This is a genomic window from Nocardioides sp. P86 (assembly GCF_023712465.1).
Lineage (GTDB): Bacteria > Actinomycetota > Actinomycetes > Propionibacteriales > Nocardioidaceae > Nocardioides > Nocardioides kribbensis.
In genome coordinates, this window is record NZ_JAMAYE010000003.1 from 46,665 (window position 1) to 67,590 (window position 20,926).

The 20,926-nt window shown below is 74.3% G+C and carries 18 protein-coding genes; 8 read left to right on the forward strand and 10 right to left on the reverse strand.

Features of this window, described 5'->3' with window-relative positions:
* Positions 1-5 precede the first annotated feature (5 nt).
* The 8 genes from sigK to M3673_RS13780 all read left to right on the forward strand — a co-directional run bounded on the left by sigK (position 6) and on the right by M3673_RS13780 (position 8,717).
* Complete coding sequence (gene sigK / locus M3673_RS13745) at positions 6-620, forward strand: ECF RNA polymerase sigma factor SigK (protein ID WP_228942633.1); 615 nt, start codon at positions 6-8, stop codon at positions 618-620.
* Positions 617-1,351, forward strand: coding sequence for an anti-sigma factor (locus M3673_RS13750; protein ID WP_251534384.1), 735 nt, complete (start codon positions 617-619; stop codon positions 1,349-1,351). Before sigK ends, M3673_RS13750 begins: the two co-directional genes overlap by 4 nt.
* Entirely contained in the window at positions 1,348-3,423 is a 2,076-nt protein-coding gene (locus M3673_RS13755; protein WP_251534385.1) for an FAD-dependent oxidoreductase, read from the forward strand. The genes M3673_RS13750 and M3673_RS13755 overlap by 4 nt, the downstream gene beginning before the upstream one ends.
* Entirely contained in the window at positions 3,420-4,766 is a 1,347-nt protein-coding gene (locus tag M3673_RS13760) for a cyclopropane-fatty-acyl-phospholipid synthase family protein (RefSeq protein ID WP_251534386.1), read from the forward strand. Before M3673_RS13755 ends, M3673_RS13760 begins: the two co-directional genes overlap by 4 nt.
* The gene (locus M3673_RS13765; RefSeq protein ID WP_251534387.1) at positions 4,763-6,073 is read left to right on the forward strand and encodes a cyclopropane-fatty-acyl-phospholipid synthase family protein; all 1,311 of its coding nucleotides are present in this window, start codon (positions 4,763-4,765) and stop codon (positions 6,071-6,073) included. The genes M3673_RS13760 and M3673_RS13765 overlap by 4 nt, the downstream gene beginning before the upstream one ends.
* Positions 6,074-6,146: 73 nt before the next feature.
* The gene (locus tag M3673_RS13770) at positions 6,147-6,959 is read left to right on the forward strand and encodes a DUF1295 domain-containing protein (RefSeq protein ID WP_056865002.1); all 813 of its coding nucleotides are present in this window, start codon (positions 6,147-6,149) and stop codon (positions 6,957-6,959) included.
* Between the two features lie 233 nt (positions 6,960-7,192).
* Positions 7,193-7,465, forward strand: coding sequence for a hypothetical protein (locus M3673_RS13775; protein ID WP_056865003.1), 273 nt, complete (start codon positions 7,193-7,195; stop codon positions 7,463-7,465).
* 94 nt (positions 7,466-7,559) lie between these two features.
* Entirely contained in the window at positions 7,560-8,717 is a 1,158-nt protein-coding gene (locus M3673_RS13780) for an AI-2E family transporter (protein WP_251534388.1), read from the forward strand.
* Between the two features lie 84 nt (positions 8,718-8,801).
* Here the strand turns inward: M3673_RS13780 and M3673_RS13785 are convergent, their stop codons facing one another.
* The 10 genes from M3673_RS13785 to M3673_RS13830 all read right to left on the reverse strand — a co-directional run bounded on the left by M3673_RS13785 (position 8,802) and on the right by M3673_RS13830 (position 20,842).
* The gene (locus M3673_RS13785) at positions 8,802-9,263 is read right to left on the reverse strand and encodes a PLD nuclease N-terminal domain-containing protein (RefSeq protein WP_251534389.1); all 462 of its coding nucleotides are present in this window, start codon (positions 9,261-9,263) and stop codon (positions 8,802-8,804) included.
* A gap of 20 nt (positions 9,264-9,283) precedes the next feature.
* On the reverse strand, positions 9,284-10,384 hold the full coding sequence (locus tag M3673_RS13790; RefSeq protein ID WP_251534390.1) for a YihY/virulence factor BrkB family protein: 1,101 nt from the start codon (positions 10,382-10,384) through the stop codon (positions 9,284-9,286).
* 30 nt (positions 10,385-10,414) lie between these two features.
* Entirely contained in the window at positions 10,415-11,338 is a 924-nt protein-coding gene (locus M3673_RS19695; protein ID WP_251534391.1) for an AEC family transporter, read from the reverse strand.
* Between the two features lie 86 nt (positions 11,339-11,424).
* The gene (locus tag M3673_RS13800; protein WP_193661811.1) at positions 11,425-12,609 is read right to left on the reverse strand and encodes an acyl-CoA dehydrogenase family protein; all 1,185 of its coding nucleotides are present in this window, start codon (positions 12,607-12,609) and stop codon (positions 11,425-11,427) included.
* Complete coding sequence (locus M3673_RS13805; RefSeq protein ID WP_251534392.1) at positions 12,606-14,552, reverse strand: biotin carboxylase N-terminal domain-containing protein; 1,947 nt, start codon at positions 14,550-14,552, stop codon at positions 12,606-12,608. Before M3673_RS13805 ends, M3673_RS13800 begins: the two co-directional genes overlap by 4 nt.
* Positions 14,553-14,615: 63 nt before the next feature.
* Positions 14,616-16,178 (reverse strand): acyl-CoA carboxylase subunit beta, encoded by a 1,563-nt coding sequence (locus M3673_RS13810; protein WP_251535259.1) that lies wholly within the window; start codon positions 16,176-16,178, stop codon positions 14,616-14,618.
* Positions 16,179-16,273: 95 nt separating this feature from the next.
* Positions 16,274-17,485, reverse strand: coding sequence for an acyl-CoA dehydrogenase family protein (locus M3673_RS13815; protein ID WP_308196145.1), 1,212 nt, complete (start codon positions 17,483-17,485; stop codon positions 16,274-16,276).
* On the reverse strand, positions 17,482-19,284 hold the full coding sequence (locus M3673_RS13820) for an acyclic terpene utilization AtuA family protein (RefSeq protein ID WP_251534393.1): 1,803 nt from the start codon (positions 19,282-19,284) through the stop codon (positions 17,482-17,484). The genes M3673_RS13815 and M3673_RS13820 overlap by 4 nt, the downstream gene beginning before the upstream one ends.
* The gene (locus M3673_RS13825; RefSeq protein ID WP_251534394.1) at positions 19,281-20,150 is read right to left on the reverse strand and encodes a TIGR03084 family metal-binding protein; all 870 of its coding nucleotides are present in this window, start codon (positions 20,148-20,150) and stop codon (positions 19,281-19,283) included. The genes M3673_RS13820 and M3673_RS13825 overlap by 4 nt, the downstream gene beginning before the upstream one ends.
* The gene (locus M3673_RS13830) at positions 20,147-20,842 is read right to left on the reverse strand and encodes a TetR/AcrR family transcriptional regulator (RefSeq protein WP_308196146.1); all 696 of its coding nucleotides are present in this window, start codon (positions 20,840-20,842) and stop codon (positions 20,147-20,149) included. The genes M3673_RS13825 and M3673_RS13830 overlap by 4 nt, the downstream gene beginning before the upstream one ends.
* Between the last annotated feature and the right edge of the window lie 84 nt (positions 20,843-20,926).

Here is a 20,926-nt window from a genome sequence, read left to right on the forward strand (position 1 = left end):
CTGACGTGGACGAAGCCAGGCCAGCAGTCGCGGGGGTCCCCTCTTCGGAGGGGGCCCCGGCGGCCCACGCCGCCCCCGACCTCTCCGACCTCCTCAAGCAGTCGGCGCGAGGTGACCAGGCGGCGTTCGCGCGTCTCTACGACGCCACCTCCTCCCGGGTCTTCGGCCTGGCCGTCCGGGTCGTCCGCGACCCGGCGCAGGCCGAGGAGGTGACGCAGGAGGCCTTCCTGGAGATCTGGAAGACCGCCACGCGCTTCGACCCCGACCGGGGCAGCCCGCTCTCGTGGCTGCTCACGATCACCCACCGCAAGGCCGTCGACCGGGTCCGCTCGGCCGAGGCCTCCAGCCGGCGGGACGAGAAGTACCACCACCAGAACCAGCCGGTCGACCACGACTCGACCGCCGAGGCCGCACACGCCTCGCTCGAGGCGCGACGCGTGCGCGGAGCACTCGCCAGCCTCACAGCCGTCCAGCGCGAAGCCGTGGAGCTGGCGTACTTCGGGGGCTACACACACACGGAAGTGGCGAAGCTGCTCGACCTCCCGGTCGGCACCGCCAAGACCCGCATCCGGGACGGACTGATCCGGTTGCGCGACACGATGGGAGTCGGGGGTTCATGAGCGACAGCCACGCGCTCTCGGGCGCCTACGCCCTCGACGCCCTCGACGACCTCGAGCGCGCCGAGTTCGAGCGTCACCTTGCCACCTGCCCGGCCTGCCGCGACGAGGTCGACGGCCTCGCCGAGGCGGCCTCGATGATGACCGAGATGAGTCTCACCGTGCCGCCTCCGGAGCTGCGCGACCGGGTGCTCTCCGGCATCGCCACCGTGCGGCCGATGCCGCCCGTGGTGGGCGAGGTCCGGGCCGAGGTGACGTCCCTGGCCGACCGGCGCGACCGCCGTCGATTTCGCGGGCTTCTGGCCGCCGCGGCCGCGGCGGTAGTCGTCGCCGGCACCGGCGTCGTGTGGACCGCCGCCCAGGACGACACCTCCACCTACACCGCCGCCGAGGCGGTGCAGAACGCCGACGACGCGCAGCGCTTCCGCGTGCAGCTCGCCGAGGGTGTCGACCCCGACGCCGAGGCCACCGTCATCCGCTCCGAGGACCTCAACCGCGCCATCGTCACCACCGTCGACATGCCGCCGGCCCCCGAGGGCTACGTCTACGAGCTGTGGCTGCTGCGTGACGGTCAGTACGTCGCGGCGGGCCCGATGGCCACCGACTCCGACGAGACCGTCTTCAGCGGCCAGGCCGCCGACGCCACCGGCGCGGCCATCTCGATCGAGGAGGCCGGCACCCAGCCGGTCGAGCCCAGCGACGCCGTCGTCGGCACCGTCGAGTTCCAGGCATGACCCCCCGGCCCACCCAGCCGGAGCGGATCGCGGTCGTGGGGTCCGGCGTGGCCGGCCTGACGGCGGCGTACGTCGCCTCGCGCACGGCCCACGTCACGCTCTACGAGGCCGACGAGCGCCTCGGCGGCCACGCCGACACCCACGACGTGCTCGACCCCGCCACGGGTCGCACCCTGGGCATCGACACCGGCTTCATCGTGCACAACCGGCGCACCTACCCGGTGCTGCTGCGGCTGCTCGCCGAGCTCGGCGTCGCCACGCAGGAGTCGGAGATGTCGATGTCGATCCGCGACGACGACACCGGCCTGGAGTGGGCGGGCGCGCTGGGGCGCCGCGGCGTCTTCCCGCGCCGCGACAACCTCACGCGACCGGCCTACCTGCGGATGCTCACCGAGATCCCCCGCTTCCACCGCCGCGCCAAGGCGCTGCTGGCGGCCCCCGACACCGGGGTCGACCAGCCGCTGCGCGACTTCCTGGCCGAGGGCGGATTCTCGGCGTACTTCACCCGCCACTTCATGGAGCCGCTCGTGGCGGCCGTGTGGTCGTGCGACCCGGAGGTCGCCCTCGACTACCCCGCGCGCTACCTCTTCACCTTCCTGCAGCACCACGGCATGCTCTCGATCTTCGGCTCGCCCACGTGGCGCACCGTGAGCGGCGGCAGCCGGGAGTACGTGCGGCGGGTCGGCGAGCGGATCCAGGAGGTGCGGCTCGGCGCCAAGGTGACCTCGGTGCTCGAGACCCCCTCCGGCGTGGAGGTCACCGACGGCAACGGCGAGGTCGCCACCTACGACGCCGTCGTCGTGGCCACCCACCCGGGCCAGGCCCTCGCGCTGCTGGCCGACCCGACGCCCGCGCAGCGCGAGCTGCTGGGCGCCATGCCGTACTCCCCCAACACCGCGCTGCTGCACACCGACCTGTCGCTGATGCCCACCACGCACAACGCCTGGGCGTCGTGGAACTTCCAGCGCCCCGCCGCCGACGCGCCCCGCCCCGACGGCAGCCCCGGCGTGGTCGTCACCTACGACCTCACCCGGCTCCAGCGCCTCGACACCGACACCCACTACCTCGTGACCCTCGGCGGCGAGCACCTCGTCGACCCCGCGAGCGTCATCGAGCGCATGGAGTACGAGCACCCGCTCTACAACCCCACCTCGGTCGCGGCCCAGCAGCGCCTGCGCGAGCTCGACTCCGCGCGGCTCACCTTCGCCGGGGCCTACCACGGCTGGGGCTTCCACGAGGACGGCGCGCGATCGGGCCTGGCCGCCGTCGAGCGGCTGGGGCTGGAGTGGCCGGCCGAGCCCGACGCGCAGCCGCGCGTCGAGACGCCGGTCGTCTACGACACCACGATCCGCCACACCCGCCGCCGGCCCTTCGCCCGGTCCTTCACCCACGCCTCCCACACCTGGCTGGTCGACCTCGACGAGCTGCCCGACCACGGTCGGCGTGCGGTGGCGCTGGGCAGCTTCGAGGCCCGCGACCACCTCGGCTCTCCCGAGCGCAGCATCCGGGAGAACCTCGAGACGTTCCTCGCCGCCGAGGGCGTCACGCTGCCCTCCGCCGCCGAGGGCGGCCGGGTGCTCATGGCCGCGCAGCCGCGCGCCTTCGGCTACTGCTTCAACCCGATCAGCGTCTTCTGGTGCCTCGACCGCTCCGGGCGGAGGGTCGCGACGGTGGTCGAGGTGCACAACACCTACGGCGACCGCCACGCCTACCTCGTCGACCCCGACGAGGAGGGCCGCGCCCGCACCGACAAGGCGATGTACGTCTCGCCGTTCCACGGCACCGACGGCCACTACGAGCTGGCCGTGCCGGTGCCCGACGAGCGGCTGCGCATCGCCGTCACCCTGCACAGCGACGACGGCGCGGTCTTCAGCGCCTCCCTCGACGGCCGGCGCTCGGGCACGGCTCCGTGGCGCGCCGCCCCGGCGGCTCTGAGAGGCTCCGTGCTGATCCGGGCCCACGGGGTCTGGCTGTGGCTGCGCCGACTGCCGATCCGGCCGCGGCCGCAGCACGTGCAGCCCCACGTCCAGCCCGGCGACCCGACCCCCACCCACGAAGGAGGCCAGCGGTGACCGTCACCCGCCCCACCCCCGACGGCAGCGGCCCGCAGCCGCCGGCCCGCACCGCCCACCCGGCCACCCAGCGCTGGGGCGACCTCGACGTCGTCCCCACCGGCCCCCGCGTGCAGGTCTCCGCACGGATCGCGCGGCGCCTCTTCACCGCGGCGGTCAACCGGCTCGCCGTCACCGTCGTCATCACCGAGGCCGACGGCCGCCGCACCACCCTCGGCAAGGGCGGCCCGGTGGCCACCGTGTCGCGGGCCGAGGAGTTCTTCGCCCGCCTCGGACGCGACCAGCTGATCGGCTTCGGCGAGGCCTACCTCGTCGGCGCGTGGGACGCCGAGGACCTCGGCGGCTTCCTCACCGTGCTGGCCGAGCAGATGAGCGACCTCGTGCCGCGCCCGCTGCAGAGGCTGCGCGCCGTCGTCGCCAAGCGCCCGCCGCGCGCGCAGGTCAGCTCGAAGAAGAACTCCCGCGACAACATCGCGCACCACTACGACCTCTCCAACGACCTCTTCGAGCTCTTCCTCGACGAGTCGATGAGCTACTCCTCCGCCCTCTTCGACACCGACCGGCTCGACCGCGGCGACCACCACTCGGCCACCCCGCCCGGCGCGCCCACGGCCGAGGAGCTCCACCCCGCCCAGGTGCGCAAGATCGAGCGTCTCCTCGACGCCACCGGCGTCGGCGAGGGCAGCCGCGTGCTCGAGATCGGCTCGGGCTGGGGCGAGCTGGCGATGCGCGCCGCCCAGCGCGGCGCCGACGTCCTCACCATCACCCTCTCCACCGAGCAGCAGGCGCTGGCCCGGGAGCGGATCGCCGCGGCCGGGATGTCGGAGCGCGCCCGGGTCGAGCTGTGCGACTACCGCGCGGTGACCGGCGAGTTCGACGCCGTCGTGTCGGTGGAGATGATCGAGGCGGTCGGCCACCAGTACTGGACCACCTACTTCCAGACCATCGACAAGGTCCTGGCCCCCGGCGGCAAGGTGGGCATCCAGGCCATCACGATGCCCCACGACCGGATGCTCGCCACCCGCAACACGTGGACCTGGATCCACAAGTACATCTTCCCCGGCGGCTTCCTGCCCTCGGTGGAGGTCATCGACGAGGTGACCCGCCAGCAGACCTCGCTGCGCCTCACCGACCGGCTCTCCTTCGGCAGCCACTACGCCGAGACGCTGCGGCTGTGGGACGAGGCCTTCCTCGGCGACTCCGAGGCCGTGCTGGCCCTCGGCTTCGACGACACCTTCCTGCGCATGTGGCACTTCTACCTCGAGTACTCCCGCGCGGGCTTCGCCTCGGGCTACCTCGACGTCAACCAGGTCGTCCTGACCCGACCCGAGGAGCAGGCGTGAGCGCCTCCACCACCGACCGTCCCTCCACCGCCCCCACCGCCGCGGGCGGCGTCGCCGCGCAGCTCGCCGAGGCGCTGCGCCCCTTCGTGGGCGGTGACCTGCCCGTGCGGCTGCGCGCGTGGGACGGCTCCGAGGCCGGCCCCGCCGACGCTCCGCTGGTGGAGATCCGCACCCCCGACGCCGTGCGCCGCCTGCTGTGGCGTCCCGGCGAGCTCGGCGCCGCCCAGGCCTACGTGACCGGTGAGATCGAGGTCCACGGCGACCTCGACGCCGCGCTCACCCACGCCTTCGCGGTGGCGAAGGAGCGCAACCTCTCCGGCGGCGGGCGACCGTCGGCCGCAGCGATGAAGCAGGCGCTGCGCACCGCCAAGGACCTCGGCGTGCTCGGCCTGCCCCCGGCCCACCCCGCCTCGCAGGCCCGCATCCGCGGCCGGCTGCACTCCAAGCTGCGCGACATCCGCTCGATCAGCCACCACTACGACCTCTCCAACGAGTTCTACTCGCTGATCCTCGAGCCCAACATGGCCTACTCCTCGGGCTACCACTCCTCCCCCGAGCAGCCGCTCGAGGAGGCCCAGGCCGCCAAGCTGTCGCTCGTGTGCCGCAAGCTCGGCCTCGAGCCCGGCATGCGCCTGCTCGACGTCGGCTGCGGCTGGGGCTCGCTGTCGCTGCACGCCGCCGAGCACTTCGGCGCGACGGTCGTCGGCGTGACCATCGCCGCGGAGCAGAAGAAGTTCATCGACGCCCGCATCGCCGAGCGCGGCCTCCAGGACCGCGTCGAGATCCGGCTCCAGGACTACCGCGACGCCGTGCCCCCGGCCGGCCAGGAGTACGACGCGGTGTCCTCCATCGAGATGGGCGAGCACGTCGGGCAGTCCAACTACCCGACCTACGCCGGCGTCCTGCACGACGCCGTCAAGCCCGGTGGCCGCGTGCTCATCCAGCAGATGTCGCGCACCGGCCGCTGGCCCGGCGGTGGGCCCTTCATCGAGTCCTTCATCGCCCCCGACATGTACATGCGCCCCGTCGGCGAGACCGTCGCCTTCCTCGAGCGCGGCGGGCTCGAGGTGCGCGACGTGCACGCGATGCGCGAGCACTACGTGCACACCGTCGCCGGCTGGCTCGAGCGCTTCGAGGCCAACATCGACCGGCTCACCGAGCTCGTGGGCGAGGAGGTCGTGCGCGTGTGGCGGCTCTACCTCGTCGGCGGCGCCATGGCCTTCCGCGACGGGCGCATGGGCGTCGACCAGATCCTCATGGTGCGCCCCGGCGCCGCCCACACCCTGCCCTGGGTGCGCGACTTCTGAGACCGGGCCACCCGGCCCACACCCGGGCCGCTGGGGTGGGGCGGGGTCGGCGTACGACGGGTTGACTGGGGTCATGACTCTCGTGCTCGTCCTCGCCGCCTGCCTGCTGGCGGTCGCGGTCGTGATGACCCTGACCGCTCTGCGGGCCCGCCAGCTCGGCGTCGTGGCCGTCGTCGACGTCGCCTGGGGCCTCGGCTTCGTGGTCGTCGCGGTGATCGCGGCCCTGCTCGGCTCGCTCTCCGACGAGGCCGACGCCCGCCGCTGGCTGGTGCTCGCCATGGTCGCCCTGTGGGGCGGGCGCCTGGCGTGGCACGTGCGCAGCCGCGCCCTGGGCGACCACCAGGGCAAGGAGGACCCGCGCTACGCCGAGATGCTCGGCGGCAGCCTCCAGGACGTCGGCATGCGGGCCGCCGTGCGCCGCGTCTTCCTCGTGCAGGGCGGGGCGCAGTGGTTCGTGTCGCTGCCCGTGCAGGTCGGCGCCGTGCTGGCCGTCGAGTGGTGGCCTGTGGTGTGGATCGGGCTGCTGGTGTGGGCCGTGGGCCTGACCTTCGAGGCCGTCGGCGACCGTCAGCTCAAGGCCTACAAGGCCCAGCCCAAGGAGTCGCGCCCGCAGGTGATGGACCAGGGGCTGTGGGCCTGGACCCGCCACCCGAACTACTTCGGCGACGCGATGGTCTGGTGGGGCCTGTGGCTCACCGCCGGTCTCGCCTCCGGCTGGCTGCCCGGCCTGCTCACCGTCGCCTGCCCGGCCGTGATGACCTTCTTCCTGCGCAACGTCACCGGCGCCAAGCTGCTGGAGAAGAAGATGATGGAGCGCGACGGGTTCCCCGAGTACGCCGAGCGCGTCTCGATGTTCTTCCCCACGCCGCCCAAGAAGCGCCGCTGACACCACCCAGCCCCCCGGTGGTCGAGGAGCGAGCGCCAGCGAGCGTCTCGACACCACCCAGCCGCCGGTGGTTGAGGAGCGAGCGCCAGCGAGCGTCTCGAAACCACCCCACCCTCCCGGGGGTCGAGCGCCAGCGGATGTCTCGACACCACCCCGCGTCACACGCCCCCCGCCGGCGGCGTCGGCGTCGGCGTTGTCGGTGGCGCCGCGTAGGTTGGAGACGTGAACAGCCGATGAGCAAGATGGATGCCCTGCGAGCCATGCGCGAGGCGCGCTACGAGGAGGCCGCCGCTCGCGCGGCCAAGCCGGGAGCAGCGCCGGCGCGGCCCGCCGTACGCCGCTCGGCGCCCGCAGCGGCCCCCGCCGCCAAGCGGCCCGCGAAGGCCGCGGCCGCGACGCCGGTGGAGCCGGGCGCGGAGCCCGGCCTGTGCGGCCACCGCAACATGAGCGGGCGCACCTGCACCCGCGAGCTCGGCCACGCCGCGAAGAGCCACCGGTACTCCTGAGCCGGCCCCGCTCCGGCGTGACCACGGCGCGGGCGGAGACGCTCCACCCCGGGCGAGGGTGCCCGCGGAGGTGACGATCGGGTAGAGAGGGCCCATGCCCCTCTTCCGCCGCCGTGAGGCGCCGACCACCTCCCCCCAGCCCCGGCGCCCACCGACGGGCACGGGCGGCGGCGACCACCCTGCGCCGCCGGCGGCGCCGATCGCGACGACGCTGGCCGAGGCGGGGCGCTGGAGCCTGCGGATCCTGCTGGTGACGGCGGTGGTCGTGGGCGCGCTGTGGGTCGTCGGCCAGATGTGGGTGGTCGTGCTGCCGGCGCTCCTGGGCCTGCTGCTGAGCACCGCCCTGTGGCCGCTGGCCCGGCGGCTGCGCCGGGTGGTGCCGGCCGCCGCCGCGGCGGGCGCCGCGGTGCTGACCGGGCTGCTCGTGCTCGGCGGCCTGGTGGCCGCGGTGACCTACCTCGTGCTCGACGAGGTCGACTCGCTGAGCGAGCAGTTCTCCCAGGGGGTCGAGGACATCGAGGCGTGGCTCGCGGGCCCGCCGCTCGACCTCGGCGACGACGAGGTGGGCGACCTGGTCGGCCGGGCCGTCGACCAGGTGCAGGACAGCGCCCAGAACATCGCCGCCTGGACGCTGACCGGGGTCTCGACCGCCAGCTCCTGGGCGCTCACCGCGCTGCTGGCGCTCGTGCTGTGCTTCTTCTTCCTCAAGGACGGACCTCGCTTCCTGCCGTGGCTGAAGCACTGGCTGTCCCCGGGCCCGGCGGCCCACGCCGCCGAGGTCTCGCGCCGCTCCTGGACGGTGCTGGGCGGCTTCGTGCGCGCGCAGGCCGCCGTGGGCCTGGTCGACGCGATCGGGATCGGGATCGGCCTGCTCGTGCTGGGCGTGCCGCTCGCGCTGCCGCTGGCGGTCATCACCTTCCTGGCCGCCTTCGTGCCGGTCGTGGGCGCCGTGGTCGCCGGCGCGCTCGCCGCGGTCGTCGCGCTCGCCACCCAGGGGCTGACCACCGCGCTGATCGTGGTCGGGCTCGTGCTGGTGGTGCAGCAGCTCGAGGGCAACGTGCTCCAGCCGCTGCTCATGGGCAAGACGCTGTCACTGCACCCCGCGATGACCATCGTCGTGGTCACCCTCGGCAGCACGCTGGCCGGCATCACCGGAGCCTTCCTCGCCGTGCCCGTGCTCGCCGTGCTCACCACCACCGCCCGCTACGCCCGCGAGCTCACCGTCGCCGCCCGCGAGCGGGCCACCACCTAGCCGCGCCGCACCCGGACTTCATACGACACGTGGATGCGCATCCACCACTCGCATGACGTCCCCCGCCTGTACGCCGCAGCAGGCTCAGCCGCCCGCGGGAGCACCGGGACCGTCGGCGGAGCCCGACCGGCCCTGCTCACGGGCCTCGCGGGCCGAGCGCAGCCGCTGGCGCTCGGCCTCCTCGCGGGCCGCCTCCTCGCGGCGGGCCAGCTCGTGGCGGCGCCGCTGCTCCTCGGCGCGGGCGCGCACCTGACGCAGGAACTCCTCGTCGCGCCCGGCGTCGCCCGCGGCCATGCGGCCGGGCCGCTCGTACTCGGGGAAGCCGGGCGCCGCGCCCTGCGACCGGGTCAGCGGCCGCGCCCCCCGGTCGCGGCCGAGCGCCAGCCAGGCGATCGAGCCGACGAAGGGGAACAGCAGCACCAGCACGATCCAGGCCACCTTGGGCAGGTGCTCGACCCGCTGCGGCGGGGTGCCGATGGCGTCGACGAGGCAGTAGACCCACAGGGCGAAGCCGATGACGCCGGCGACGAGCTCGAGCTTGATCACGCGGGTGATCCTGGCCGCTCTCAGCGCACCCTGTCCACGGATTCGCCGGACTGCTCGGCGCCTCCCTGCTCGGCCACCGGCCCGACCGGGGGCGCGGGCGGGCGCGACTCGAGGCGCCCGGGCGTCGGCAGGGTGATCTCCCCGGTGGCGGGGTCGGTGAAGGAGACCTCGACGTTCTCGAAGCCCTTGTGCCGCTGCGCGCGGGCGTAGCCGGCGTAGGCACGACGGTCGGCGTCGGTGAGCTCGACGTTGTCGGTGAAGGGGGTGAGGAGCGCGCGCGGCCACAGCCGCCGGGCGAGGACGACGTTGATCTCCATGGCCAGCACGCCCATGACCGCGGCGATGTAGATGATGCCGATGAGCCCGAGGACGAGGCCGAAGGTCGCGTTCATCTGGCTGGTCTCACCGAGCACGCGGGTGGCGTAGACCGTGCCGATGACCTGGAGCAGCTGCCACAGCACCGCGAGCGCCAGGGCGCCGGGCACGGCGGCGCGCAGACCGTGCTGGCGTGCGGAGGCGAGCCGGAAGACGAAGGTCAGCACGGCGCCGACGCCGAGCACGGTGGCCAGCCGGATCAACCACGTGATCGTGCCGTCGAGGCGCGGGCCGAAGACCTCGGTCTGGCTGCCGAGGGCCGAGACCACCGACACCGCGAGCACCGAGAGCCCGGCGGTGATGAGCAGCAGCAGGCTCTTGAGCCGCAGCAGCAGCGGGTTGGGGCGGGAGTTGCGCGGCACCGACCAGGCGATGTTCATGGCGTTCTGCAGCGCCTGGCCCAGGCCGAGCGAGCCGTAGAGCGCCGCGACGCCACCGACGACGACCGCGGTCGTCGAGCCCTGGAGCCCCTCGGGCCGGCCCAGCTGCTCCCCGATGATCGGGAACTGGCTCAGCGCCGAGTCGAGCACCTGGGTCTGCAGCTCGGGGTTGCCCTGGAGCAGGAAGCCAAGGATCGAGGAGGCCAGCAGCAGCAGCGGGAAGATCGCGATGAAGGCGTAGTAGGTGATGATCGCGGCCAGGTAGTTGCCCTGGTCGTCGAAGTGCTTGTAGACGATCGCCAGCGGGATCCCCACCGGCGGGAAGCGTCGCTGGAACCGGTCGGCTCCGTCCACGGCTCGTCCCACGGCGCTCACGCTATGCGATCGGGGCGCCGGCTAGGCGATCAGCGCGGTGATCAGGACGACCGCGGGCACGGAGGCCAGCGTGCTCACGAAGATCGCGTCGCGCGCCAGCAGCTCCGCGCGCCCGTAGCGGCTGGCGATGACGAAGACGTTCTGCGCCGTGGGCAGCGCGGAGAGCACCGTGACCGCGAGCAGCGCGTCGGCCTCCAGGCCCAGCGCCCAGCGGCCCACGGCGTAGGCCGCGAGCGGCTGCGCGACGAGCTTGAGCCCCACGGCCAGGCCCAGCTCGGAGGCCGGCACGCCCCGCCCCGGCAGCGGCCCGAGCCGCAGCGCCACGCCGTAGGCGATGAGCATCGCCGGCACCGCCATGCCCCCGACCAGGTCGAGCGGGTCGTGCACCGCGGCCGGCAGCCGTACGCCGCTCAGCGCCAGGGCGACCCCGGCGGCCGAGGCGATCGTGAGCGGGTTGGTGGCCGGGCGCGAGAGCACCTTGCGCAGGCTCAGCCGCGTCGGCGCGACCGCCACGTCGAGCAGGGTGAGGGCCAGCGGCTGGAGCACCAGCAGCTGCATGAGCAGGATCGGGGCGACCAGGGCGACGTCGCCCAGCACGTAGGCCGCGATCGGCACCCCGAGGTTGCCGGCGTTGACGTAGCCCGCCGTCATCGCCCCGATCGTCGCGCCGCCCAGGTCGAGCGGGCCGCGCAGCCGGCTGAGGCCGAGGTGCAGCAGCACCACGACCAGCACCGCCGCGGCGCTGGCGACCAGGGTCGTGGAGAAGACCTCGGCGGGGTCGCTGTCCTCGAGCACGGTGAGCAGCAGCGCCGGGCTGGCGACGTAGAAGGCCAGCGTCGACAGCGTGCGCTGGCCCGCCAGGTCGATGACCCGCAGGTGGGCCAGCAGGATCCCCAGCGCGATGAGCACGCCGATCGTCGCGAACCCCGAGAACACCCCTGCCACGCCGCGACCCTAGGCCCGTGACCACCGCCACCCGCGCGGCGGGGCGGACGCGGCGGGCCGACGCCCACCGGCTGGCGGCGGCCCGCTCAGTACGACTTCGGCAGCCCCAGGGAGTGCATCGAGACGAAGTTGAGGATCATCTCGCGGCTCACGGGGGCGATCCGGCCGACGCGGGTGGCGACGAGGAGGCCGGCCATGCCGTACTCCTGGCTGGCGCCGTTGCCGCCGTGGGTCTGCACGGCGCGGTCGACGACGTCGCAGGCGGCCTCGGCGGCGGCGTACTTGGCCATGTTGGCGGCCTCGCCCGCGGCCATCTCGTCGCCGGCGTCGAAGAGCGCGGCGGCCTTCTGGTTCATCAGCCGGGCCAGCTCGATCTCGATGTGGCTCTGCGCGAGCGGGTGCGCGATGGCCTGGTGGGCGCCGATCGGCACGTCGAAGACCACGCGCTCCTTGGCGTAGGCGGTGGCCTTCTCCAGGGCGAAGCGGGCCAGGCCGAGGGAGAAGGCGGCGGCCATGATCCGCTCGGGGTTGAGCCCGGCGAAGAGCTGCGCGAGACCGCCGTTCTCGTCGCCCACGAGCGCGTCGGCGGGCAGCTCGACGTCGTCGATGAACACCTGGAACTGGTTCTCCGGGGAGACGATCTCCATCGGGATCGCCCGGGCCTCGAAGCCCTCGGCGTCGGTCGGCACGACGAAGAGGCACGGCTTGAGCCGGCCGGTGCGGGCGTCCTCGGTGCGGGCCACGACCAGCACGTTCTGCGCCTCGTCGATGCCCGAGATCCAGATCTTGCGGCCGTTGAGCACCCAGCCGTCGCCGTCGCGGCGCGCGGTGGTGGTGATGTTGTGGGTGTTGGTGCCGGCGTCGGGCTCGGTGATGGCGAAGGCCATGGTGCCGGTGCCGTCGCACAGCCCGGGCAGCCAGCGCTGCTTCTGCTCCTCGGTGCCGTAGCGGCTGATGATCGTGCCGCAGATCGCAGGGCTGACCACCATGAGCAGCAGCGGGCAGCCCTGGGCGGCGAGCTCCTCGCAGACCGCGGCGATGTCGCCGATGCCGCCGCCCCCGCCGCCGTACTGCTCGGGGATGTTGATGCCGAGGTAGCCGTTCTTGCCGATCTCGAGCCACAGGTCGGTGGTCTTGCCGCCGGAGCGGGCCTTCTCGGTGAAGTACTCCCGCCCGTACTTCGCGGCGAGCCGGGCGACCTGGGTGCGCAGCTCGCGGCGCTCCTCGGTCTCGGTGAAAGCGGTGGTGGTGGGCTGGACCTGCGTGGTCATGCGACCTCTCCTTCGACGACGGCGAGAACCTCTCCGGCGGCGACCTGCGCGCCGGGCTGGACGGTGATCCGGGCGAGCGTGCCGTCGGCGGGCGCGCTCACGGTGTGCTGCATCTTCATGGCCTCGAGCACCAGCACGGGCTGGCCCGCGACGACGGCCTGCCCCTCCTCGACGGCGACGCTGACGACCGTGCCGGGCATGGGGGCCAGCAGGGAGCCGGCCGCGACCTGCTCGGCGGGGTCGACGAACCGCGGCACCCGCACCAGCCGGCCGTGACCTCCCGGCCCGTCGACGTCGACGACCTCGCGACCGCTCGGCCCCGACACCGCCACGGCGTACGACGAGCGCAGCCCGTCGCGCTCCAGGACCACCTCGGTCGGCCCGGCCGCGACGACGGTGCAGCCCTCGACGGTGTAGCCGTCGCGCCCGCCCCACCACTCCACGACGACCGGCTCGCCGGCGTGGTCGAGCTCGGTGCGCTGCGGCTGGCTCACGACGCTGCGCCAGGCCACCGGGATGCGGCCCTGCACCCGCCGGGCGGCGCGGGCGTGCTCGGCCAGCGCCAGCGCGGCGGCGACGGGCGCCCCCGGGTCGGCGGCGGGGGCGAGCACCGGGTGAACGGCGAGGAAGGCCGTGCTGAGGTCGCCCGCCACGAAGTCGGGCGAGCGCAGCACCTGCACGAGCAGGTCGCGGTTGGTCACCACGCCGTGCACCCGGGTGCGGGCCAGGGTGTCGGCCAGCCGGCGCACGGCCTGCTCGCGGGTGGGCGCCCAGGCGATCACCTTGGCCAGCATCGCGTCGTAGTGGGTGGAGACCTCGCTGCCGCCGGCGAAGCCGGCGTCGAGGCGCACGCCGGGGCGGTTGAGCAGGTCGAAGCGGGCGTCGACGCCGGGCACCTCGAGCACGCTCAGCGGTCCGCTCTGCGGCTGGTAGTCGGCGGCGGGGTCCTCGGCGTAGAGGCGCACCTCGACGGCGTGGCCGTAGGTCTCGCCGATGGCGCGGGGGTCGGGCACGCCGCCCTCGGCCACGGTGAGCTGGAGGTCGACCAGGTCGACGCCGTGGACCAGCTCGGTGACCGGGTGCTCGACCTGGAGGCGGGTGTTCATCTCCAGGAAGAAGAAGCGCTCCGTGGCGGGGTCGTAGAGGAACTCCACGGTGCCGGCGCCGCGGTAGTCGATCGCGGCGGCGGCCGCCCGGGCGGCCTCGTGCAGGGCGGCGCGCACGGCGTCGGGCAGGCCCGGCGCCGGCGACTCCTCGACCACCTTCTGGTGGCGCCGCTGCACCGAGCAGTCGCGCTCGCCGAGCACGAGGACGCCGTCGCGGTGGCCCACGACCTGCACCTCGACGTGGCGGCCGCGCTCGACGTAGGGCTCCACGAAGACCGTGCCGTCGCCGAAGGCCGACTGCGCCTCGGCCCGGGCCCGCTCGACCTCGCCGGGCAGGTCGGCCAGGTCGCGCACGACCCGCATGCCGCGCCCGCCGCCGCCCGCGGAGGCCTTGACCAGCAGCGGCAGGTCGGCCTCGGAGGCGTCGTCGACGGAGTGGTTGCGCAGCACCGGCACCCCGGCGGCCTCCATCAGCCGCTTCGACTCGATCTTGGAGCCCATCTGCTCGATGGAGGAGGGGTCGGGGCCGACCCAGGTGAGGCCGGCGTCGAGGACGGCGCGGGCGAAGTCGGCGCTCTCGGAGAGGAAGCCGTAGCCGGGGTGCACGGCGTCGGCGCCGCTGGCGCGCGCGGCCTCCAGCAGCAGGTCGACGCGCAGGTACGTCTCCGCGGGCGCGGCGCCCGGCAGCCGCACGGCGACGTCGGCCTCCCCGACGTAGGGCAGCGCCGCGTCGGCGTCGGAGTGCACCGCGACCGTCGAGACGCCCAGGCGGCGGCAGGTGGCGAAGACGCGGCTGGCGATCTCGGCGCGGTTGGCGACGAGGAGACGGGAGATCACGGGAGGCCTCTCGGGGACGGTGCTGCGGGCACGGCGGTCGGCACGGGGCGGGTCACGGGCGCCTCACATCCGGAAGACGCCGAAGCGGTCGGTGCCGCGGAAGGCGCTGCTGTCGATGACCGAGAGGCAGATGCCCAGCACCGTGCGGGTGTCGCGGGGGTCGATGACGCCGTCGTCGTAGAGCATCCCGGAGAGGAAGTAGGGCAGCGACTGCTCCTCGATCTGGGCCTCCACCACCTGCTTGACGCCGGCGAAGCCCTCGGCGTCGAAGGTCTGCCCGCGCGACTCCGCCGACTGGCGGGCCACGATCTCCATGACGCCGGCGAGCTGGGCGGGGCCCATCACCGCCGACTTGGCCGAGGGCCAGGTGAAGAGGAAGCGGGGGTCGTAGGCGCGACCGTTCATGCCGTAGTTGCCGGCGCCGTAGGAGGCGCCCATGATCACCGTCAGGTGCGGCACGGTGGAGTTGGAGATGGCGTTGATCATCATCGCGCCGTGCTTGATGATGCCGCCCTGCTCGTACTCCTTGCCGACCATGTAGCCGGTGGTGTTGTGCAGGAAGAGCAGCGGGGTGTCGGTCTGGTTGGCCAGCTGCACGAACTGCGTGGCCTTCTGGGCCTCCTCGCTGAAGAGCACGCCCTGGGCGTTGGCGAGGATGCCGACCGGGTGGCCGTGGATGCTGGCCCAGCCGGTGACCAACGACGTGCCGTAGAGCGGCTTGAACTCGTCGAAGGCCACGCCGTTGGTCGCGCCGACGCCGTCGACGACGCGCGCGATCACCTCGCGGGGGTCGAAGGGCTCCTTGAGGTCGCTGGGGACCAGGTCGAGCAGACCGTCGGGGTCGTGGTCGGGCTCGGCGTACGCCGGGTCCGCGGCGGCCCCGGCGCCGCCGGCCTTGCGCCAGTTCAGCCGGGCCACGATGCGCCGGCCGATGCGGATCGCGTCGCGCTCGTCCTCGGCGAGGTAGTCGGCCAGGCCGGAGGTGCGCGCGTGCATCTCCGCGCCGCCCAGCGACTCGTCGTCGGACTCCTCGCCGGTGGCCATCTTCACCAGTGGCGGGCCGCCCAGGAAGACCTTGGCCTGCTCGCGCACCATCACGGTGTAGTCGCTCATGCCGGGCACGTAGGCGCCGCCGGCGGTGGAGTTGCCGAAGACCAGCGCCACTGTGGGCAGCTTCATCGCCGAGCTGCGGGTGATGTCGCGGAAGGTCTTGCCGCCCGGGATGAAGATCTCCTTCTGGGTCGGCAGGTCGGCGCCGCCGGACTCCACGAGGGCGATCGTGGGCAGGCCGTTCTCCTCGGCGATCTGGTGGGCCCGGAAGGCCTTCTTGACCGTCCAGGGGTTGCTGGCGCCGCCCTTCACCGTGGGGTCGTTGGCGGTGATCATGCACTCGACGCCCTCGACCACCCCGATGCCGGTGACCATGCTGGCGCCGACGGCGAAGTCGGAGCCCCAGCCCGCCAGCGGGCTGAGCTCGAGGAAGGCCGAGCCCTCGTCGACCAGCAGCTCGATGCGCTCGCGGGGCAGCAGCTTGCCGCGGGCGTGGTGGCGTGCGACGTACTTCTCCCCGCCGCCGGCGACGGCCTTCGCGTGCTCGGCGGCCAGGGCGTCGAGCTTGGCCAGCATGGCCTCGCGGTGGGTGGGCCGGGCGTCGGACGGCGTGGCGGCGGTGTCGGTGCTCGCACCGGTGCTCGCGTCGGTGCCCACCCCGGGGGCCGCGCTCATCGGGCGTAGCCCAGCAGCTTGGCGGCCAGGTCGGTGAGCACCTCGGTGGCACCACCGCCGATGGGCAGGATGCGGGCGTCGCGGTAGTGGCGCTCGACCTCGCTGCCGTGCATGTAGCCCGCGCCGCCGTGGAGCTGGACGGCCTCGTGGCACACCGCGGTGGCGGCGTCGCAGGCGGTCTGCTTGGCCAGGCAGGCCTCGGCGATGACGCTCTCGCCGGCGACGTGGCGGCGCACGACCTCGTGGGTGTAGGCGCGGGCCACCTCGACCTGGCGGTGCATCTCGACGAGCTTGTGGCGCACGACCTGGTTGGCCACCAGCGGCTTGCCGAAGGTCTCGCGCTCGCGGCACCACGCGGCGGTGAGGGCCAGCGAGCGGGCGGCGATGCCGTAGGCGTGCACGGCCAGGGCGATCCGCTCGACCACGAACTGCTCGGCGATGAGGTAGAAGCCGGCGTTCTCCTCCCCCACCAGGTGCGAGACCGGCACGCGCACGTCGACGTAGGACAGCTCGGCGGTGTCGGAGCAGTGCCAGCCCATCTTGGCCAGCGAGCGGTCGACGGTGAGGCCGGGCGTGCCCTTCTCGACCACGAGCAGGCTGAGGCCGGCGTGGCCCTCGCCGCCGGTGCGCACCGCGGTGGTGACGAAGTCGCCGCGCACCGCGGAGGTGATGAAGGTCTTGGCGCCGTTGACGACATAGTGGTCGCCGTCGCGGCGCGCGGTGGTGCGGATGCCGGCGACGTCGGAGCCGCCGCCGGGCTCGGTGACGCCGAGGGAGCCGATGAGCTCGCCGGCCAGGGTGGGCCGCACGAAGCGGTCGACCAGGTCGGGCGAGCCGTGGGCGGCGATGTGGGGCAGCGCGATGCCGCCGGTGAACAGCGCCGACATCAGCCCGCTGGAGGCGCCGGCGGCGAACATCGCCTCCTGCAGCGCCACCGAGTGCTCCAGGTCGCCGCCCTGACCGCCGACCTCCTCGGCGAAGGAGACGCCGAGCAGGCCCTGCCGGGCCGCGGCGCGGTGCAGCGCGCGCGGCACCTCGCCGGCGTCCTCCCAGGCCTGCAGGTGGGGCGCCACCTCGCGGCGCACGAACTCCGCCGCGGTCTCGCGCAGCGCCTGCAGCTCCTCGGCGCGCGTCGCGCCCCGGTCGGTCGCGGGGTCGGTCGCGGGCTCGGTGGCGGGGTCGGTGGCGGGGTCGGTCAGCGTGGTCACAGCAGTCCCTCCTGGACGTGGACGGAGCGGGAGCGGACCCACTCCCCGAGGCCCTTGGCCTGCGGGTCGAAGCGGGTGGAGGCGGCGACGCCGCGGCCGAGCAGGCCGTGGATGACGACGTTGACGGCGCCGAGGTGGGGCAGCAGGTGGATCTCGACGGCGTCGGGCGGCAGGTCGGCGGCCTCCGGCACCAGCTCGCGGACCTTGCGCGGGCTCATCACCTTGGCCAGCCAGGTCACGCGGGCGTCGTAGCGCGGGGAGCCGTCGCGGGCGACCCACAGCCCGATGTTGGCGTCGCCGCCCTTGTCGCCCGAGCGGGCGTGCACGAAGCTGCCCAGCGGCATCCGACGGTTGAGGGTGTCGGCCGGGGCGGGGTAGGGCGAGGGGCGCCGGCCCGCGTCGTGGTCGGCCTCGGAGAAGTCGACCGGGTCGGGCACGACCTCGCGGCGGCCGTCGGCGTGCACGACCGTGTGGGCGACCGCGGCGCGCTCGACGTACGCCGGTCGGTAGACGCCGTAGGGGGTGGGCTGCGGCGGGGGGCCGGTCAGGGTGAAGCCGGCGTACGACGCGAGCGCCAGCTCGACCGCGGGGCCGGTGAACGCCTTGGCGCACGGGCCTGCCTCGGGGTCCATGACGGTGCAGCGCAGCAGCACCGAGGCGGCCTCCTCGGTCGGGGCGTCGGGCTGCGGCTGGGCGAGCTGCGACCAGGTCACGCTCTGCGCGCTCAGCCGCGGCTCGAGCTGCGCGCGCACCCAGGCGGCCTTGGCCTCGGTGTCGAGGCCGGTGAGCACCAGCTCGATGCTGTTGCGCCAGCCGCCGAGCTCGTTGACGCAGACCTTGAGCCGCTCGGGCGGGGCCTGGCCGGTGACCCCGGAGACCGCGACCCGGTCGGGGCCGACCTGCTCGAGACGCACGGAGTCGAGGTGGGTGGTGACGTCGGGTCCGAGGTAGCGGGTCGACTGGATCTCGTAGACCAGCTGGGCGGTGACGGTGTCGCAGGTGACCGCGCCGCCGGTGCCGTCGGGCTTGGTGATCACCGAGCCGCCGTCGGCGGCGAGCTCGGCGACGGGGAAGCCGAGCGGCACCGCGGGGTCCATGCCCGCCTCGAGCAGGGCGCGGAAGCCGCTGAAGTTGCCGCCGGTGGCCTGCGTGCCGCACTCGAGCACGTGACCGGCGACCACGGCACCGGCGAGCGCGTCGTGGTCGGTCGGGGCCCAGCCGAAGTGGGCGACCGCGGGGCCGACCACGAGGGAGGCGTCGGTGACACGGCCGGTGACCACGACGTCGGCGCCCTCGCGCAGGGCGGCGGCGATGCCGAAGCCGCCGAGGTAGGCGTTGGCGGTGAGCGCGTCGTGCCAGCCGTGCTCGCGGGCCACCGCCCGCAGGTCGTCGCCCTCGACGTGGGCGACCGCGGGGTCCAGGCCCAGGCCGCGCGCGACCTCGCGGACCTTCTCGGCCAGGCCGGCGGGGTTGAGGCCGCCGGCGTTGGCGACGATCCGCACCCCGCGCTCCAGGGCGAGGCCCAGGCTCTCCTCGAGCTGGCGCACGAAGGTGCGCGCGTAGCCCAGCGCCGGGTCCTTCATCGTGTCCTTGCCGAGGATGAGCATGGTCAGCTCGGCGAGGTAGTCGCCGGTGAGCACGTCGAGGTGGCGGCCCCGGGTGGTGCCCTCGACCATCTCGCGCATCGCGCTGAGGCGGTCGCCGTAGAAGCCGGAGCAGTTGCCGACCAGCAGGGTGCCGGGCGTGCCGGGGGCCGCAGTGGTGGCGGGGGTGGCGCCGGGGGCCGAGTCGGAGGTCATCGCTTCTCGCGTCCCTCGCCCGCGGGGCCGGCGAAGGCCTGGGCGATGTCGAGCCAGTGGTCGGCCTCGGCGCCCTCGGCGACCAGGGCGGTGTCGCCGCGGTGCACCCGCTGGGTGACGAGCAGGCAGAAGTCGAGGGCCGGCCCGGTGACCCGCTGCGCGGCGTCGTCGGGGCCCCAGGCCCAGGTCTCGCCCGAGGGCGAGGTCAGCTCGACGCGCACCTCCTCGGTGGGAGCGGGCTCTCCGTGCACGGAGTGGGCGAAGCCGCGGGTGCGCACGCCGAGGTGGGCGACGTGGCGGATCCGGTCGCTGGGCGGCGGGGTGGTGCCGAGCGCCTCGTGGACGTCCTGGGCGTGGGCCCAGGTCTCCATGAAGCGCGCCGTGCCCATCGAGGTCGGCGACATCGGCGGGCCGAACCACGGCATCCGCTGCCCTGCCGGCACCGCGCGCAGCGCCTCGGCCAGCGCGGCGCGGGCGGCGTCCCACCGCGCGAGCAGCTCGGCCGGCGGGAGGGCGGCCAGGGCGAGGGCGGCCTCGTCGACGAAGCGGTCGGGGTCGCCGAGCGCGCCGGTGACGACCTCGTCCCACGCCGCCTTCCCCTCGGGGGTGCCGGCACGGGCCGAGAGGGCGGCGACCTCGTCGGTCCACAGCAGGTGGCCGACCTGGGTCGCCACGCTCCAGCCGGGCGCCGGGGTGGGCGTGGCCCAGCCGGCGGCGTCGAGGTCGGCCACCGTCGCGCGCAGCAGGTCGCCCTCGACGCGCAGGTCCGCGAGGAGCGCGTCGAGGAGGCCGCCGGCGGGCTGGGCGGGCGGCGGAGCCACCGCACCGGCCGACGAGGCGGGCGGGCTGTCCGGGGTGCTGGTCATCGGGGCTCCTGCGGGTCGGCTGGCGGGCCGGGCGGGCCGGGCGTGGGGTCGGCGGAGCGCCCGGCGGCGGCCCCGCGGGGCGGCGTACGGGCCAGGGTGGCGTCGAGGGTCAGCGACCACTGGTCGAGGATGCGGGCGCGGCGGCGGGTGTCGTCGGTGATGGTGTCGGCGAGGCCGAGCCCGCGCACGAGGTCGAGGGTGGCCTGCACGAGCTCGCGGGTGCCGGGCTGCTCCTCGTCGGCGTCGAGCAGCTCGACGGTGAGGCGGTGGGCGTCGCGGCCCACCCGCTGCTCCAGCGGTGCGACGGCGGCGAGGAGGGTGGCGTCGGTGCGGGCCGCCACCCACAGCTCGAGGGCCGCGGTGAAGACCGGCGAGGTGAAGTGGTCGCCGAGCATGGCCAGCACGGCGCGGGTGCGGCGGCGCCCCGTGGGCAGCGCGGCCGCGGCCGCCGCGAGCTCGGCGCCGCGCACCTCGGTGAGGTGCTCGACGGCGGCGACCACGAGCGCGTTCTTGGAGGGGAAGTGGTGCAGCTGGGCGCCTCGGCTGACCCCGGCCCGCTCGGAGACCAGCGTGGTCGTGGTGCCGGCGAAGCCGCGCTCGACGAGCAGCTCGACCGTGGCCTCGAGCAGCCGCGCCCGCATGGCGCGGGTGCGCTCCTCCTGCGGCACGCGCGTCGAGGTGGTCTGGGTCACGCCACCACCCTGCCTGCGGACCCAACAAACAGTCAAGCCTGACTTTTTCTGCGGTCCGCCCGTCTTACTGACCGTTGCGACCAC